Annotated in this window: 12 protein-coding genes; 9 read left to right on the forward strand and 3 right to left on the reverse strand. The window is 71.3% G+C overall.

What is annotated here, in order from left to right; genetic code table 11:
- Nucleotides 1-5 precede the first annotated feature (5 nt).
- The 4 genes from ACIBU0_RS30600 to ACIBU0_RS30615 all read left to right on the forward strand — a co-directional run bounded on the left by ACIBU0_RS30600 (nucleotide 6) and on the right by ACIBU0_RS30615 (nucleotide 6,050).
- Nucleotides 6-1,349, forward strand: a complete 1,344-nt coding sequence (locus tag ACIBU0_RS30600) for an MFS transporter (RefSeq protein ID WP_398824854.1) — start codon at nucleotides 6-8, stop codon at nucleotides 1,347-1,349.
- On the forward strand, nucleotides 1,346-2,725 hold the full coding sequence (locus ACIBU0_RS30605) for an alpha/beta hydrolase family protein (RefSeq protein ID WP_398824856.1): 1,380 nt from the start codon (nucleotides 1,346-1,348) through the stop codon (nucleotides 2,723-2,725). The genes ACIBU0_RS30600 and ACIBU0_RS30605 overlap by 4 nt, the downstream gene beginning before the upstream one ends.
- A gap of 52 nt (nucleotides 2,726-2,777) precedes the next feature.
- A complete protein-coding gene (locus ACIBU0_RS30610; protein WP_398824858.1) occupies nucleotides 2,778-3,629 on the forward strand; it encodes a PaaX family transcriptional regulator C-terminal domain-containing protein in 852 nt (283 codons plus the stop codon).
- A 189-nt stretch (nucleotides 3,630-3,818) separates the two neighbouring features.
- Nucleotides 3,819-6,050 (forward strand): peptidoglycan recognition protein, encoded by a 2,232-nt coding sequence (locus ACIBU0_RS30615; RefSeq protein WP_398825243.1) that lies wholly within the window; start codon nucleotides 3,819-3,821, stop codon nucleotides 6,048-6,050.
- A 59-nt stretch (nucleotides 6,051-6,109) separates the two neighbouring features.
- Here ACIBU0_RS30615 and ACIBU0_RS30620 read toward each other — a convergent pair whose 3' ends face one another.
- Nucleotides 6,110-6,850 (reverse strand): GntR family transcriptional regulator, encoded by a 741-nt coding sequence (locus tag ACIBU0_RS30620; RefSeq protein ID WP_398824860.1) that lies wholly within the window; start codon nucleotides 6,848-6,850, stop codon nucleotides 6,110-6,112.
- Nucleotides 6,851-7,077: 227 nt separating this feature from the next.
- On the opposite strand from ACIBU0_RS30620, the gene ACIBU0_RS30625 reads away from it, so the two are divergent.
- From ACIBU0_RS30625 to ACIBU0_RS30645, 5 genes are read left to right on the forward strand one after another with little or no spacing between them, the layout of a single operon-like run.
- Nucleotides 7,078-8,235: an ABC transporter substrate-binding protein gene (locus tag ACIBU0_RS30625; RefSeq protein WP_398824862.1), complete on the forward strand. Its 1,158-nt coding sequence runs from the start codon at nucleotides 7,078-7,080 to the stop codon at nucleotides 8,233-8,235.
- Complete coding sequence (locus tag ACIBU0_RS30630) at nucleotides 8,232-9,128, forward strand: ABC transporter permease (protein ID WP_398824864.1); 897 nt, start codon at nucleotides 8,232-8,234, stop codon at nucleotides 9,126-9,128. Before ACIBU0_RS30625 ends, ACIBU0_RS30630 begins: the two co-directional genes overlap by 4 nt.
- A complete protein-coding gene (locus ACIBU0_RS30635) occupies nucleotides 9,116-9,928 on the forward strand; it encodes an ABC transporter permease (RefSeq protein ID WP_398824866.1) in 813 nt (270 codons plus the stop codon). The genes ACIBU0_RS30630 and ACIBU0_RS30635 overlap by 13 nt, the downstream gene beginning before the upstream one ends.
- 2 nt (nucleotides 9,929-9,930) lie before the next feature.
- On the forward strand, nucleotides 9,931-11,010 hold the full coding sequence (locus tag ACIBU0_RS30640; RefSeq protein WP_398824868.1) for an ABC transporter ATP-binding protein: 1,080 nt from the start codon (nucleotides 9,931-9,933) through the stop codon (nucleotides 11,008-11,010).
- A 14-nt stretch (nucleotides 11,011-11,024) separates the two neighbouring features.
- Nucleotides 11,025-12,494 (forward strand): HAD-IA family hydrolase, encoded by a 1,470-nt coding sequence (locus ACIBU0_RS30645; RefSeq protein ID WP_398824870.1) that lies wholly within the window; start codon nucleotides 11,025-11,027, stop codon nucleotides 12,492-12,494.
- A gap of 27 nt (nucleotides 12,495-12,521) precedes the next feature.
- Here the strand turns inward: ACIBU0_RS30645 and ACIBU0_RS30650 are convergent, their stop codons facing one another.
- Nucleotides 12,522-12,917, reverse strand: a complete 396-nt coding sequence (locus tag ACIBU0_RS30650; protein WP_398824872.1) for a hypothetical protein — start codon at nucleotides 12,915-12,917, stop codon at nucleotides 12,522-12,524.
- Between the two features lie 79 nt (nucleotides 12,918-12,996).
- Nucleotides 12,997-17,028 carry an SGNH/GDSL hydrolase family protein gene (locus ACIBU0_RS30655; protein ID WP_398824874.1) on the reverse strand — a complete coding sequence of 1,344 codons (4,032 nt, stop codon included), beginning with the start codon at nucleotides 17,026-17,028 and terminating at the stop codon, nucleotides 12,997-12,999.
- Nucleotides 17,029-17,082 lie beyond the last annotated feature (54 nt).

The raw sequence follows: 17,082 nt of genomic DNA on the forward strand, positions 1-17,082 counted from the left end.
CCGCGATGCCCCCGTCCCCCGTCGCATCACCCGAGCAGAACCGCCGGCTGCGCCGCGTCGCCCTCTCCGGGCTGCTCGGTACCGCCGTGGAGTTCTACGACTTCCTCGTCTACGGCACCGTCGCCGCCCTGGTCTTCGGCGAACTGTTCTTCCCCGGTGCCGATCCCGCCGTCGGCACCATCGCCGCGTTCGGCACCTTCGCCGCCGGCTATGTCGCCCGACCGCTCGGCGGTGTCGTCTTCGGGCACTTCGGTGACCGGCTCGGCCGCAAGAACATGCTGTTGCTCACCATGGGCCTGATGGGCGGCGCCAGCTTCCTCATCGGGCTGCTGCCGACGTACGACACGATCGGCGTCTGGGCGCCGGTCCTGCTGATCACCCTGCGCGTCGTCCAGGGCATCGCCATCGGCGGTGAATGGGGCGGCGCCACGCTGATGGTCGTCGAGCACGCCGGGGAGCGGCGCCGCGGCCTGTGGTCCAGCTTCACGCAGATGGGAGCCCCGCTCGGCTCCCTGATCTCCGCCACCGTCGTCGCCCTCGTGTCGACCCTCCCCAAGGACCAGTTCGCGGCGTGGGGCTGGCGCGTGCCGTTCCTGCTGAGCGTGGTCCTGCTCGGCGTCGGGCTCTTCGTCCGCCTCAAGGTGGTGGAGAGCCCGCTCTTCGCCGAGGTGAAGAAGGACCGCGCCGAGGCGCGGCTGCCGATCCTCGACGTCCTGCGCCGCCCGCGTCCGGTGCTGCTGGCCTGCTGTGTCGGCATCGGCGCCTTCACCGCCCAGTCCTTGCTGACCAGTTACCTCATCGCGTACGCCACCGGCATCGGCTACCCCCGCCCGCAGGTGCTCACCGCGCTCACGGTCTCCGCCGCCGTCGCCCTGGTCGTGCTCCCCTGCGCCTCCGCGCTCTCCGACCGCATCGGCCGCCGCCCGGTCGTGCTCACCGGAGCCGTCCTGTCGGCCGCGACCGCCTTCCCGGTGCTCGCGCTGGTCGACTCGAAGTCGCCGGGCGCGCTGATCCTCGCCGTCGTTCTCGGCCACGGCATCGCCCAGTCCCTGATGTACGGCCCGCTGGGCGCCCTGTTCAGCGAGATGTTCGGCACCCGGGTCCGCTACACCGGCGCCTCCCTGGGCTACCAGGGCGCCACCCTCGTCGGCGCCGGCTTCTCCCCCATGATCGCCGGCAGCCTGGTCGCCGACAGCGGCAACAGCACTCCGGTGTCCCTGCTGCTGTGCGGCGGCTCGCTCATCACCGCACTGACCGTCTGGTTCGTCCGCGAGACGAGTCGCACGTCCCTCTCGGACACCCCGGCCGAACTCCCCGCCACCCCCCACACCGAGGAGATCACCGCATGACGAGCGGCACCCGCACCGCCCTCGTGGCAGCCCTCCTGCTCGCCGTCACCACCCTCCCCACCGCGACGGCGTCCGCCACGGCACCCGGCCACGTCGAAGGCCGACTGCCCTCCGGCGCCACGTACGTGATGGATGTCCCCGCCTCCTGGAACGGCACCGTCCTCCTCTTCAGCCACGGCTACCGGGCGTCCGGCGCGCCCAACCCCGCCCAGAACGCCGCCGACGACGCCACCAAGTCCCGGCTCCTCGACCTGGGTTACGCCCTGATCGGCTCTTCGTACGCCTCCACGGGCTGGGCCGTGACGGACGCCGTACCCGACCAACTCGCCACCCTGGCGGCCTTCACCGACCGTTTCGGCACGGCCCGGCGGACCATCGCCTGGGGAGAGTCGTACGGCGGACTGGTCACCACCGCCCTCGCCGAGCGCCACCCGGCCCGCATCGACGGCTCACTGGCGATGTGCGGCCTGGTGCACGGCGGCGTCGCCAACTGGAACAACACCCTCGACCCGGTCTTCGCCCTCAAGACCCTTCTCGCTCCCGACGCCGACGTCCCGCTGGTGGACCTCCCCGACCAGAAGACCGCCGCCGACGCGGCGAACACCCTGACGGCCGCCCTGGACTCGGCGCAGTCGACCACCGCCGGACGTGCCCGGATCGCCCTGGCCGCCGCCCTGCACAACATCCCGGGCTGGAACGATCCGGCGCAGCCTCGGCCCGCCGCCACCGACTGGGACGCCCAGCAGGCCAACCAGTACACGGCCGTCAAGGGCCTGGTGCAGTTCCCCGCCTTCAGCTGGCGGCAGGAGGCAGAGGCCCGGGCGGGCGGCACCATGTCCTGGAACACCGGCGTCGACTACGCGAAGCTGCTCGGCCGGTCCTCCGTCCGCAAGGAGGTCACCGAGCTGTACCGCAAGGCCGGCCTGTCCCTGCGCGCCGATCTGGCCGCCCTCAACCGCGCCCCGCGCGTCAGCGCCGACCCGGCCGCCGTGGCGTGGATGAGCAGTACGAGCTCCTTCACGGGCAGGCTGACCAAACCGCAGCTCACCGTCCACACCACCGGCGACGCCCTCGTCCCCGTCCAGGCGGAGAGCGCGCTGAAGCGGGCGGTCACCGCCGCGGGTTCCGCGGCCCTGCTGCGTCAGGCGTACGTCGACAACGCCGGTCACTGCGCCTTCAGCCCCGCCGAACAGCTCGCCGCCTTGCACACCCTGGAGGACCGCATCCGCACCGGCAAGTGGGTCGGCACCGGCCCGGGTGCCCTCAACTCCCGTGCCGCGGCGGCCGATCCGACCACGCCCGCCCGCTATGTGCCGTACCGCCCGGCCCCGTACCCGCGTCCGTACGACCTTGCCCACCCCGCCGACGGCCGGTGACGCCGCACGACCGCCTGCCGCGCTGTCGGTGGGCGGTCGTACGCTGTGCACCGTGGAGGACGACGACATCCCGGACACGCGGGACACTTCGGAGGGCTCGCAGCCGCGCCCCCAGTCGCTCATGCTCGCCTTCTTCGGAAACCACGTCCTCGACGAGGGCGACCTGTGCGTCTACTCGGGCAGCATCATCGACGTGCTCGGCCGCGTCGGCATCGGTGAACAGGCCGTACGCTCCACCCTCACCCGCATGGTCAACCGCGGCCTGCTGCAGCGCCGGCGCGAGGGCCGCAAGATGTTCTTCGGCCTGACCCCGCAGGCGCTGCGCGTCCTTGAGGACGGCCGCACCCGCATCTGGCAGCAGGGCGCGGTCAACGACGACTGGGACGGCTCCTGGACCCTGCTCGGCTTCTCCCTGCCCGACTCCTGGAAACGCCAGCGCCACGACCTGCGTTCCCGGCTGACCTGGTCCGGGTTCGGCGCCCTGTACAGCGGGCTGTGGATCGCCCCGGGGAAGGTCGACGTCGCCGGTATCGTCTCGGAACTCGGCCTGGCCGCCCATGTCAAGATCTTCCACGCCGAGGCGGACGAGGCCACCGACATCGAGTTGATGATCCGCGACACGTGGGACCTGGAGAGCGTCGCCGCCCGTTACGTCGCCTTCGACAAGCGGTGGACCGCTCATCTGAACGCCGGGTCCGGGGACGATCCCATCGGAACCCGGCTGCTGCTCGTCAGCGAATGGCTCCGGACCATTCGCACGGACCCGAGGCTCCCCGCCCGGCACCTGCCCCCGGCCTGGCCGGCCCGCCCCGCCCAGGAGACCTTCCGCCGCATCGCCGAACAGACGGCGCAGCCCGCACGGAAGTCGGCCCGCGGACTGCTGGAGACCATCCCCTCGCGGTAGCACCCGCCGCGCCTCGGTGACCTTGATCACAACTGCTCGCTTCGCAGTGATGTTCGACGACGACGCCGCGCTGGACACGTTGGGCCGCCACTGTGACCGGTGTGGCTCATGTGATCTTTTCCGAGGCCATTCATTGGGGTGGGGTACGTCGTGAGTCGTCGTAGGTCGCGCGCATACAGACCGCTGGGTCTGAAGCGGCGGGCGTGGTTGACACTGGGTGCGGTGGTCCTGGGGGGCGGGGGCGTGGTGACCTACGCCATGGCCAGTCCGTCCGGCGATCCGGGCTCGGCGGGCCGGGACAAGCGGCCGGTGAAGGTCTTCGACCTCGCGCTGAAGGGGACCCGCAGCGACCGCCGGGAGCTGCCGCGCACCGACACCGAGCAGTTCTCGCTGCTCGGCGTCTCCTGGACGGGAGCCGCCGTGCGGCTCGACGGCACGGTGCAGGTGCGCACCCGCGGCCGGGAGAGCGGGGCGTGGAGCGCCTGGCAGGACCTTGAAGTGAACGTCGACCCGCTGGAAAAGCCCGAGCCCGGCGTGCGCGGCGCGTCCGAGCCGCTGTGGGTCGGCCCCTCCGACGGTGTTCAGGTACAGGTCGCCCGCAAGGACGGCACGACCGGTGCGCTGCCCAAAGGGCTCGAGGTGAATCTGGTCGACCCGGGCGTGGTGACCGACGCCGAGGCCAAGGCCGGCGCTGACGGTGCCGAGCCCGCCGCGTTCGTCGCCGAGGAGACCCCTGGCGCCACGACCAGCCCGCCCACCGACACCGCGACGCCGACCGACGGCACCACCGCCACGCCGACGGACGCTCCGACCTCGACATCGCCGACGCCGAGCGGCTCGGTTTCCCCGTCCCCTTCGACGACGCCCAGCCCGACGGCCACCACGCCCTCCGCGCCGCCGTCCACCGTGCCCCAGCCGCCGGTCACCTCGCGCGCCGGCTGGGGGGCGGACGAGTCGATGAGCCCGGACCCGTCGGAGTACAACGCCGACGTCAAGGCCGTCTTCGTCCACCACACCGACGGTGCCAACGACTACTCGTGCGCCGACTCTGCGTCGATCGTTCGGGGCATCTACGCGTACCACACGCAGGTCAACGGCTGGAACGACATCGGCTACAACTTCCTGGTCGACAAGTGCGGCACCGTCTTCGAGGGCCGCAAGGGCGGCATCGACCTGCCGGTGCTGGGTGCGCACACCTACGGCTGGAACCGGGAGTCCGCGGGCATCGCGGTGCTCGGTGAGTACACGTCCACCAGTGCCACCAACGCCGCGCTGACCTCGGTCGCCCGCGTGGCCGCCTGGAAACTCGGCCAGTACGGCGCCGACCCGGCCGGGACCGTCCAGCTCACCGCGGGCGCGACCCAGAAGAACTACTTCGCCACCAGCTTCACCGCGGGCAGCAAGTACACCTTCAACCGGATCTCCGGCCACCGCGACGGCTACAACACCCAGTGCCCCGGCAGCTCCCTCTACGCCCAGCTGCCGGCCATCCGCACCTTGGCGGCCGGTCCGGTGCAGGGCCTGAAGGTCACCTCGATCGCGGGCGCGGGCCTGTCGAACTCGACGTACTACACCAAGGGTGCCGTCACCGTGCACTGGACGGCCACCACACCGTCCTCGCTCATCAAGAGCTTCCAGCTGCTGGTCGACGGCAAGACCGTCGCCACCACCTCGGGCACCGCCACCTCGGCGAGCACCACCCTGGCCCTGGGCAGCCACACCGTCGCGGTGCGGGCCGTGCACCAGTCCGGCAGGACGGCGACCACCACCGCGCTGAACGCCGTCGCGGAGACGACGGCACCGACCTTCACCACCGCCCCGAAGCTCTCCCTGCGCAGCGGCACCGTCAACACGACGGCCGTCCCGGTCACGCTCGGCTGGAAGGCCACCGACAACGCCGCGCTGAGCTCCGTGAAGCTGCTGGCCCCCACCACGGCCACGTACGGTCCGACCACCACCAGCTCGGCCAAGACCGCCAAGTCCGGTACGGCCACCACCTGGTCGATGCGGGCCTACGACTACGCCGGCAACTACCGCACCTCCTCCCCCTCCTACACGCCGGTGATCCTGCAGGAGACCTCGGCCGTCAAGTCCGGCAGCTGGACCAGCCGTTCCTCCAGCAGCTACCTCGGCGGGGGGTCGTACTCCAGCGGTTCCAAGGGCGCCGCGCTCACCTGGACCTTCACCGGTCGCTCGGCGGCCTGGGTGGTCTCCCGCGCCTCCGGCTCCGGGCAGGCGTACGTCTACGTCGACGGCGTCAAGGTCTCGACCGTCGACCTGAAGTCGTCCACCACGCTGTACCGGCAGGCCATCTGGACGAAGACCTGGTCCGGCAGCGCCAAGCACACCGTCAAGATCGTCGTGGTGGGCACCAGCGGCCGGCCCACCGTCACCACCGACGGCCTCGTCTACATCAAGTAGCGCCGCCGCTCCACGAGGGCGGTACCGCGCCGGCCGGCCGGCGCGGTACCGCCCTTTCGCTACTCCGCCGTGTTGCGTGCCAGCGCGTTGTTCCCCGTGGAGTTGTGCACGCTGAAGCTCACGGCGTCCGAGCGGTAGCGGTCGTCCGACCACTCCACCGGTCGCCCCTCCCGGGTGGTCGTCACCCTGCGGACCCGGAGCAAGGGGCTCGTACGGCGGATGCCGAGCAGTTCCGCGTCCCGGGCTCCGGCCGCGACCGCGTCGATGACGTGCTCGCCGTAGGCGAAGACCAGCCCGGTGTCGTCGTAGAGGCGTTGGGTGACGGAGGGGCAGTCGGGCTCGATCGCCTCGACGGCCGGTGAGATCCAGTCCGCGTACACCGTGCGTTCCAGCAGGACCGGTTCGCCGTCCAGGCCGCGTACCCGCAGGACGTGCAACACCGGGGTCCCGGCGCGCAGTTGGAGGCGCACCGCGTCCTCCTGCGTCGCCGGGCGGTACTCCTGCGCGACCACGCGTCCCGTCGCGTCCCGCCCCATCGCCCGCGCCCACTGGGCGAAGCTGCGCAGTTCGGCGAAGCTCTGGCTGCGGCGGCCGGCCAGCACGACGCGGCGGGCGCCCTGGCGCGACCCGATGAGGCCCTCGGCGGTGAGGGTCGCGACGGCCTGGCGGACCGTGCCGCGCGAGACGCCGTAGTGGGCCGCGAGGTCCGTCTCGGCGGGCAGCCGACTGCCGACCGTGTACTCCTCGCGGTCGATCGCCCGGCGCAGTTCGTCGGCGATCTCCTCGTGTCGCGCCGCCATGCTTCCCCTCTGAGTCGGTCGCTGTGCACAGCGTGACCAGCCTAATCGAGGCCCGCCGGTGATGCGTGTCAGTCGAGATTGTGCACAAATTCAGGGCAGAGGCTTTCGCCAGAGTTTACGAGCGTGTCACCATCACCCGGCGTACTGAGGCCAACTTGTTCAGACAAGTTCGCCGCATCACGTGGGCAAGATCCTCCTGCACCCTCGCGCGTCCCCTGGAGAAAGCCGTGACCGTGTCCTTGCCGAGAACAGCCGCCGCGAGCGGCGCCCTCGCCGTCGTCGCCGCACTCGCCCTGAGCGCCTGCGGCGCCGCCCCCGACAACGCGTCGACCACCGCCGACGGCAAGAACGCCGCCACCGCCACCTCCGCCGCCGACCTGGGCGGACTGGACGCCCTCGTGAAGGCGGCCAAGGACGAGGGCACCCTGCACGCCATCGCGCTGCCCCGCGACTGGGCCAACTACGGCGCCCTCATCGACGGCTTCCAGAAGAAGTACGGCATCAAGATCGAGGTCGAGAACCCGGACGGCGCCAGCCAGGACGAGATCAACGCCGTCACGTCGCGCAAGGGCCAGGACCGCGCCCCCGACGTCCTGGACCTCGGCAGCTCCTTCGCGCTGAGCGCGGCCCAGCAGGGGCTGCTCGCGCCGTACAAGGTGCAGGCCTTCGCCGACATCCCCGAGGGGCAGAAGGACCCGCAGGGCCGCTGGTACAACGACTACGGCGGCTACATCTCCATCGGCTGTGACGCCAAGCGGGTCAAGACCTGCCCGACGACCTTCGCCGACCTGCTCAAGCCGCAGTACAAGGGCCAGGTCGCCCTCAACGGCAACCCGACCAAGTCCGGCTCCGCCTTCGGCGGTGTGTGGGCGGCGTCCCTCGCGAGCGGCGGCTCCTTCGACGACATCCAGCCCGGCCTCGACTTCTTCGCCAAGCTGAAGAAGAACGGCAACTACACGCCCGTCGAATCGACCCCGGCGACCGTCGAGAAGGGCGAGACGCCGATCAGCATCGACTGGGACTACCTCAACGCCGGCTACGCCGAGGAGTTCAAGTCCAAGGGCGTCGACTGGACGGTGGCGGTGCCCACCGACGGAAAGTTCTCCCAGTACTACTCGCAGGCCATCAACAAGGACGCCCCGCATCCGGCGGCCGCCCGCCTGTGGCAGGAGTACCTGTACAGCGCCGAGGGCCAGAACCTGTGGCTCAAGGGGTACGCCCGCCCGGCCCTGATGCCCGCCATGGAGAAGGCCGGCACCCTCGACAAGACGGCCGCGGCCAAGCTGCCCGAGGTCTCGGGGACGCCCGCCTTCCCGACCGAGGCCCAGCAGAACAAGGCCAAGACGGTGCTCGGACAGGGCTGGGCGAAGGCCGTCTCCGGATGACGGCCACCCTCCCGCGGGTCGACACGGCGACCGCCGCTCCGGTGAAGCGGCGGCGCCGGTCGCTCGGCTGGCTCGCCGTCGTCCCGCTGCTCGCCTTCACCGCGATCGCCTTCGGGCTGCCCGCGCTGGCCATGCTCGACGGCGCCTTCACGGTCAAGGACCCGGCCACGGCGGCGACTGCGTACAGTGCCGAGAACCTGAGCACCTCGCTCCAGGGCGCCTACCTCACGGCCCTCCTCGGCAGCGTCAAGCTGTCCGCCGTCTCCGCCGTCCTGGCCGCGGTGTTCGGGCTGCCGCTCGCGCAGGCCGTGGTGACGTCCCGGTTCCGGGCGCTGCGCGAGGCCGTCCTCACCGCGTCCGGGGTGCTCGCCAACTTCGGCGGCGTCCCGCTGGCCTTCGCCTTCGTCGCCACGCTCGGCAACGCGGGCGTGCTGACCCGGCACCTGGGCCTGACGGACAAGGGCTGGGACCTCTACAGCTTCTGGGGCCTGGTGATCGTCTACCTGTACTTCCTGATCCCGCTGATGGTCCTCACCATCACCCCGGCCCTGGACGGCCTGCGCTCCCAGTGGCGCGAGGCCGCGCGGAACAACGGGGCGACGACGGTGCAGTACTGGCGGCACGTCGCCCTGCCCGTGCTGCTGCCCTCGCTGCTCGGCGGGCTGGTGCTGCTGTTCGGCAGCGCCTTCGCCGCGTACGCCACCGCCGCGGCCATGGTGGGCAGTTCGGTCCCGCTGGTCACCCTCCAGATCGCCGACGCCCTCTCCGGCAACGTGCTGGTCGGCCAGGAGAACGTGGCGCTCGCCCTCAGCCTCGACATGGTCCTGGTCGCGGGCCTGGTCATGGCCGTGTACCTGCCCCTGCAACGACGGAGCGCGCGATGGCTCGCCTGAACCTGTGGCGGTGGGGCGTGTTCGGCCTCGCCGGACTGTACTTCCTGCTGCCGCTGGCCGCGTCCGTGATCTTCACGATCGACGTGCCGGGGCAGGGTCTCACCTTCGACGCCTACACGCAGATCTTCTCCGCCGACGGCTTCACCTCCAGCCTGCTGCTCTCGCTGGAGCTGGCCGCCACCACCATCGTGGTCGTCCTCCTGCTGCTGGTGCCCGCCACGGTCGCGCTGCGGCTCGGCGCGCCCCGGCTGCGGCCGCTCGTCGAGGTGGTGTGCTCGCTGCCGCTGGTCCTGCCGCCGATCGCGTTCGTCGCCGGGATCGTCACCGTGCTGAAGTGGGGGCCCGAGCACCTCTCGCGGACGCCGCTGTTCCAGACGTTCGTGGCGATCCAGAACCCCGACTTTCCCGTCGTGCTGGTGCTGGCGTACGTCGTGATGGCGTTGCCGTTCGTGTACCGGGCGCTGGACGCGGGCCTCGGCGCCATCGACGTGCGCACCCTCGTCGAGGCCGCCCGCAGCTGCGGGGCCGGCTGGCCGCAGGCGCTGGCCCAGGCCGTGCTGCCCAATCTGCGCGGCGCGCTGCTCAACGCCTCCTTCCTCACGCTGGCGCTGGTGCTCGGCGAGTTCACGGTCGCCCAGCTGCTCGGCTTCCGGCCGTTCGCCGTGTGGATCGTGACCGTCAGCGGCTCCAACGCCCAGCTGTCCGTCGCCGTGTCCGTGCTCAGCCTGCTCGTGACCTGGGCGCTGCTCCTCGTCCTCGCCGGCTTCGGCGGACGTACCCGTACCACTTCCCGGGGATGAACATGACCGTCACCACGCTCGAGAAGACGACCACCGAGAAGGCCGCCACCGTCGAATTCCGCGGATTGCGCCGGGAGTTCGGGCCGACCGTCGCCCTCGACGGACTCGACCTCACCGTGCAGCCCGGGGAGCTCCTCGCCCTGCTCGGCCCCTCCGGCTGCGGCAAGACCACCGCGCTGCGGATGCTCGCCGGGTTCGAACACCCGGACGCCGGCGAGGTGCTGGTGGACGGCGAGGACGTCACCCGGGTCCCGGCCCACCGCCGCGACGCCGGGATGGTCTTCCAGTCGTACAGCCTCTTCCCGCATCTGAGCGTGCTGGACAACGTGGCCTTCGGGCTGCGGATGAGGAAGGTGCGAACCGCCGAACGGCGGGCGCGTGCAGCCGAGTTGCTGGACCTGGTCGGCCTCGCCGACAAGGGCGAGCGCTTCCCGCACCAGCTCTCCGGCGGCCAGCAGCAGCGCATCGCCCTGGCCCGCGCCCTCGCGCTGCGCCCGCGCGTGCTGCTGCTCGACGAACCGCTGTCGGCGCTGGACGCCAAGGTGCGCCTCACGCTCCGTGAGGAGATCCGGCGGCTCCAGCAGGAGCTCGGCATCACGACCCTGTTCGTCACCCACGACCAGGAGGAGGCGCTGTCCATGGCCGACCGGGTGGCCGTGATGCACGCCGGGCGGCTCGAACAGTGCGCCGCGCCCGCCGAGTTGTACGGGCGGCCCGCCACCGCCTTCGTCGCCGAGTTCGTGGGCACGATGAGCCGGATTCCCGGAACGCTCAAGGGTGCCGAAGTCGAGGTGCTCGGCCGGCGGCTGCCGGTCGACGGGGAGGCGCCGGCCCAGGGCGAGGTGGATGTGCTGGTGCGGCCCGAGGCCGTTCGGGTGCGGCCCGAGGAGACGGGCGACGCGCGGGTCGTGGCCACCGCCTTCCTCGGGGCGGCCGTCCGCGTCACCGTGCGGCTCGGCGACGGCACCGAGGTGAAGGCCGACCTGCCCGTGCATGAGGCGGTCGGACTGGGCACCGGATCCGCGGTGAGCGTGTCGCTGCCGGAGCGGCCGGTGCTGGTGGCGGAACGTACTGCCCCGTGACGAAAGAGAGAGACGTGACCCCCCACCCCCGACTCCCCCTCCAGGCCGTCCTGTTCGACATGGACGGCACGCTCGTCGACACCGAGCGGCTGTGGTGGGAGGCGGTGGAGCGCGTGGCGGGCCGGGCCCTGAGTGCGGCGGACGAGCCGCATGTGCTCGGCCGTCCCGTCGAGTACACCGCCCACTGGCTGGCCGAGGACACGGGCATCCCCGCCGCGGACCTCGCCGAGGCGCTCCACCACGAGTTCGCCGACCGCGTCCGCACCGGCATCGTGCCCCGCCCCGGCGCCCTCGCCCTGCTCGACGCCCTGGCCCGCGAAGGCGTCCCCACCGCGCTGGTGACCGCCTCCCCCCGGGCCGTCGCCGACACGGTGATCGAAGCGCTCGGCACGCACCGCTTCTCGGTCACCGTCACCGCCGACGACACCGACCGCACCAAGCCCGCACCCGACCCCTACCTCGCCGCCTGCCGTGCCCTCGGCGTCACCCCCGCCCGCTGCGTGGCCGTCGAGGACACCCGGACCGGCGTCACCTCGGCGGAGGCGGCGGGCTGCGCGGTGCTCGCGGTACCGTCCCTCGCCCCGATCGAGGCGGCACCGGGCCGGACCGTGCTGGACAGCCTGGAGGGTGTCACCCCGCGGCGGCTGCGCGCCCTGCTGCCGTACGGACTGCGCGTCATGTCCTGGAACCTCTGGTACGGCGGCACCAAGGTCCGCGACCACCGGGCCAAGCAGCTCAAGATCATCACGGAGTCCGACGTGGACGTGGTCGGCCTCCAGGAGACGTACGGCACCGCCGCCGAGGAACTCGCGGACGCCCTCGGCTGGCATCACCACCGGGCCGGCGAGAACCTCGGCATCATCAGCCGCCACCCGATCACCGCCCGCCTCGGTGACCCCGGCGTCGGCTTCTACGGCGCGGCCGGGGTCCGGATCGAGGTGGCCGGCCGCGAGGTCGACGTCTGGACGGCCCACCTCCACTACACGCCGTACGGTCCCTACGAGGCCGCCTTCGACAAGCTCCCCGCGGCCGAGCTGATCGCCCACGAGGAGGTCCGACTCGCGCAGATGCGGGAGGCGCTGCAGTGGATCGCGCAGTCGGCCGGTGACGGCACGCCGGTGGTGCTCACCGGGGACTTCAACACTCCCTCCCACCTGGACTGGCCGGATGTCGCCTGGCCGGTGACGCGGGCCGCCGAAGAGGCCGGACTGAGGGACTCCTACCGTGAGATTCACCCCGACCCGGCCGCCGACCCCGGCCACACCTGGTCCCCCATCCACCCGGAGCACGAGGACGGCAGCGGACGCCCCGAACCCCAGGACCGCATCGACTACGTCCTCCACAACGGCCGGGGCCTGAAAGCCCTCGACGCCCGTACCGTCGTCAGCGGCGCGGCGCGGGACTGGCCCGATGTCGCCGACAACGACTGGCCGTCGGACCACGCGGCGGTGCTCACGACGTTCGCGCTGGTGGACAGGGAGTGATGACCAGGCGGAACCCGTATGCGCCGGTCAGTCCCGCGGCGGCACCTCGGCCAGGGACAGCAGACCGCCGAGCAGGGTGAACAGGGCGCAGTACAGGACGGTTTCGGTGGCGGTCACGCCCGCGTCCTCGACGAGGTGGCCGCCGATGAACGGCCAGGCCAGCGCCCCGCCGAGCACCAGCACGTGGTTGCCCCGCTCGCGCGTCGCGCGCATCCCCGCCCACAGCAGCAGCGGCATCGACGCCACTCCGGCGATCTGCGCGAGCAGTGCCTCCAGGAAGCCGGTGCCGAAGGTGGAGTCCGGGCCGGCCTGCGCGTCGTCGGCCCACTCCCGTGCCGAGGTCCAGATCCAGTAGCAGAGGGCGACCGCCGCCGCCGACACCACCACGCCCTTCAGGCAGCGGGCGGTCCTGGTCTTCGTCATGTACTCACCGTTTCACGATGCGGTGAACGGGGCCTGAGTACGCGTACTCAGGCCCCGTTCCGTTCTCGCCCGCCGGTGGTCAGCCGAGCGTGTGCTCCAGGGCGTCGGCGTACACGCCGGCGCCCGAGACCTTCGGGTGGAAGGACTTCATGGACGGCGCCACGTTGCCCGGCAGCCAGTCCCAGTCGCGGTTGTCCGCCTTCGAGTGACCGGACAGGACGATCCCGTGGACGGTCTCGGGGTCACCGCAGATCGCCTTCCCGGCGAACTCGTCGCGCGGGTCGGCGAAGACCGCGCCCGCGTTGTACTGGCTGTTGGCGTCGTTGACGGCGCCCTGCATCTCGCCGGCCATGACGTTCGCCATCTCGTTCAGCCAGGGCGCCTCCTCCGTGCCGACGCCCGGGATGCACTGGCCGTTGCCCTCCAGGAGCACCGGATAGCCCATCAGGACGATCTTCGCCTTCGGCGCCCGCTTGTGGATCTCGTTGAGCGTGGTGACCAGCCGCGGCCGGACCTGGTCATGGAGCCACCGCGGCGCCCACTGGTCCATCGGTCCGGTCTCCCCGTCCACCGTCTGCCCGGTGTCGGGGTCCTTGTTCTCGATGGAGTCGTCGTTGCACACGGTCAGCGCCGTGATGCAGTGGATGAAGATGTCGGTGAACCGGGCGTCGTTGCCGCCGATCGACAGCATGACCATCGTGGTGTTCTGGTCGAGGTACCCCTTGTCGATCTGGCCCAGTTCGCCGTACTGGCCGCTGCGCAGGATGTTGTAGTGGCGGGCGCCGGAGCACGCGATGAACTGGAAGTCCATGATCGAGTCCCGGTCGTCCGCCATCGCACCGATGGACTTCGACCTGCCCGGCAGCACGGCCTGGCGCGACCAGGCCTGCTTGGAGCGGTGGCACTTGTTCTCGGTGTCCGGCGCTTGCGCGTCGTAGTAGTCGGACTCGGGGTAGTAGTCGTCGCCGCCGTTCTCCGAGGCGCCCTCACCCGAGGAGTAGGAGTCGCCCATCGCGACGATCTGGTACGTGGGTTTGCTCGCCAGCGGCTGGAAGCCGACCGCGTCCCAGGCCACGTCCTCGGTGCCCTTGCCGTCCTGGGTCACGTTCGACAGGGACACGGTGGGCGTGCCGGTGAAGTTGAACACCCCGATCGGCACCCACTTGTTGGCCTGCACCCGCTGCGGCAGGGCCCGGTTGGGGCTGGTGGAGTCCGAGCCGCCCACCCGGTACACGGCCTGGCGGGTGTGCGCGCCGTGGTCGGGCAGCTGCACCCACACGCGCATCCAGCCGCGGTCGGACTTGTTCAGCGTCCAGGTACCGGTGGTCTGCAGCCTGCTCGCGTCCGTGGTTCCCTGCTTGTTGGTGTGCGAGAACCAGAAGTGGTTGCCGTATCCCGCGCCGATCTGGTGCAGGTCGATGCGCGCCGACGCCGAACCGAAGTCGAAGCCGAACGAGCCGGCGGACGACACCGAGCTGCACGAGCGGCCACTGGACCCGGCGGGTGTGATGCCGTTGGCGAGGTCCTCGACGATGTACGTGCCCGACGGGACGTCGGCGGAGCACTGCGGCGGATAGGAGTTGGCGTCCGGCTGTTCCGGATAGGTGGTGTCGAACCGGTGGATGGGGTTGCCGCACTGGGCGCTGGAGGTGCAGTTCTTCCAGGTGACGGGCTGGTGGTACCAGCACTTCAGGTACAGCGGGTCGGACTCGTTGGGATCGCCGGGCAGCAGGCAGGGGCCGCCGCCGGTGTTGTTGGTCGCGCCGTCGCTGATCTTCGACGGGTCGCAGTCGTTGCTGCTGTTGCAGAACAGGCCGATCGGCGGCTTGGCGCTGGTGCGGTAGGCGTTGGTGTTCCACCACGCGGCGCGGTAGCCGGGCTGGAAGTCGCCGGGCTTGAACATCGCCGAGATGGGCCGGGCCGCCCAGCCGATCACCTTCTCCTCGTAGGGCCAGTCCTGCGGGTGCGCGGCGTGGCTGTAGTCGTCCGCGCCGGCCGCGTCCTCCAGGAAGGGGGTGCGGTTCTCCTTCCACAGCGGGTTGGCCGGGTTGTTGGTCCAGCCGACGCCCCATTTGCCGGAGGTGTTCCCGGCGTTGGCCTTCGGGTAGTAGCCGCTGTTGTAGGCCCACAGCGCGTAGAACCAGTTCTCGATGTACTTGGGCGCGCCGTCGTTGACGATCATTCCGTCGGCGCGGGTCTGGTTCCACTTCTCGATCAGGATGTTCACCCCGGCGGCGATGTTCGCCGCGTAGTCGAGGGCGATCGCCTCCTGCTGCTGGACGGTCTTGGTGGGCTGTCCCTTGCCGGGCAGCCGCATGCCGTCGGTGACCTGGGTGACGCCGTAACCGCAGTCCGACTTCGACCAGTTGATGGCCCAGGGGTCGGTCTGCTGGCCGTCGGCGGCGTATTGGATGCCGTAGAAGTTGCCGATCAGCGGGTTGGCGGTGACACCGGGCACGGCGAACCGGGTCGCCTGCCACATGTTGGACTCCTGGGCGGTGATGCCGAGCATCACCTGGGCGGGGACGTGCCAGTCGGCTCCGCTGCCGCCGTTCAGCGGGGTCAGCGGGAACAGGCTCTGCGGCGCGTAGGCCGACATGCCCATGTTCTTCCAGTTCGCCGGCCTGCTCGCGGACGCGTTGAGGTTGCCGACGATCGCCTGGTCCACGGCCCACTCGATCTGCCGCGGGGTCGGCTGGAACGCCTGCTTCTTCGGGTCGTTGCGCGGGACGGAGCAGGTGCGGTCCTCGTCGACGGGCGTCGCCAGCGTCGACACCTCTCCGGAGGAGGCGGTCTTCTTGACCTTCAGCGCCGGGCTCGGCGCGGTCGCGGCACGCTGCGCGGCGGCGCTGCCGATCCGGTTGCCCGGGGCCGCGTCCAGCACGGTCGTCCGGCCCGTATCCAGGGCCTTCATGGTGACGCGGGCGGCGCGCGCCGAGAAGGCGTCCCGCTGGGAGATCCGTGAGTCCTTGCCGTCGGCCCAGGCCGTGGTCAGCGCGGCCGCGCCCCGGCTGGAGATACGGGCGTCCTTGGCGAGGCCGCCCGGGTTGTGTACGGCACCCGGTAACGCGCGCCTGTTCTTCGCCTCGCCGGTGACGTAGACGGTGCCGTCCGGGGTGCGGGCGAGGTCGAAGCGGGTCAGCGCGCCCTGGGCGAGCTGTGCGGCGCGCGCCTTGCCGTCGGCCGTCTCGACGGCCTGCGCGGTGACGCGCGAGACGGCGGCCTGGTCGGCGGTCGGGGACTTCCTGCTCGCCTCCTCGGCGACGGGCAGCCGGTCGATGAAGGTGACACCGCCGTCGGCGTCCGGCTTGAGCTGGAACGGCACGGCGTGCGTGGGAGCGACGGGCTTCACGCTCGCCCCGTCGATCCGCACGATCGCCTTGCCGCGGGCGGCCACGATGTGGTCGTCGACCGGGACGGCGGAGGTGACCTGGCCGGCCACGGTGGACTTCGCCGCCTTGCCGGTGCGGGCGTCGGTGGTGACGAGACGGGTCTCCACCTTCTCGGAGGTGGTCTCGTCGGTGAGTTGGGTGAACACGGCCCGGTCACCGGTGCCGCAGCCGGGCGAGAAGTAGCCGAGCGTGGCCGTGAACGGCAGTTTGCGCACCTCGCCGTTGGTGAGGTTCACCAGAGCGGTGAACGCGCCGCGGCTCATCAGCTCCGGCTTGTTGGTGAACGTGCGAGGCGCGTACGCCACCGCGGCGTACGCGCCGGACTCGGTCACACAGGCGTTGCCGATCCAGGTGTCCGCCTCGAAGCCGGGCTCCGACAGCGAGGCGGCCGTCTTCCACTGGTAGCCGTTCTTCTCGTCGGCCACCATCACATGGAAGCCCGTGCCGTCGCCGGAGGTGGTGAACGCCCGGTCCGTGGAGGCCCGGTAGTCCTTGCCGAGGATCGCGGCGCGCTTCTTCTCGGGGATGGAGTGGGGTTTGGGCGTCGGGTCCGGGGTCTTGGCGGAGGAGGCCCGGGGCGCCGGCTCCTCGGTCGCCGTCCGGTCCGAAGGCAGAGGATTCGCGAAGGCCTGCGTCGTCCCGACGCCGAAGGCCACCGACAGTGCGGCGGCCATGGTCACCGGAACGCGCGCATACGACATGCTGCGTCTGCGTCTCAACTTCCTGTCCCTTTTCGGAGATCGTGCCCACGCCGTGGGCATGTGACCGCGTGC

Source organism: Streptomyces sp. NPDC049627, from assembly GCF_044465645.1.
In the GTDB taxonomy this organism is placed as follows: domain Bacteria; phylum Actinomycetota; class Actinomycetes; order Streptomycetales; family Streptomycetaceae; genus Streptomyces.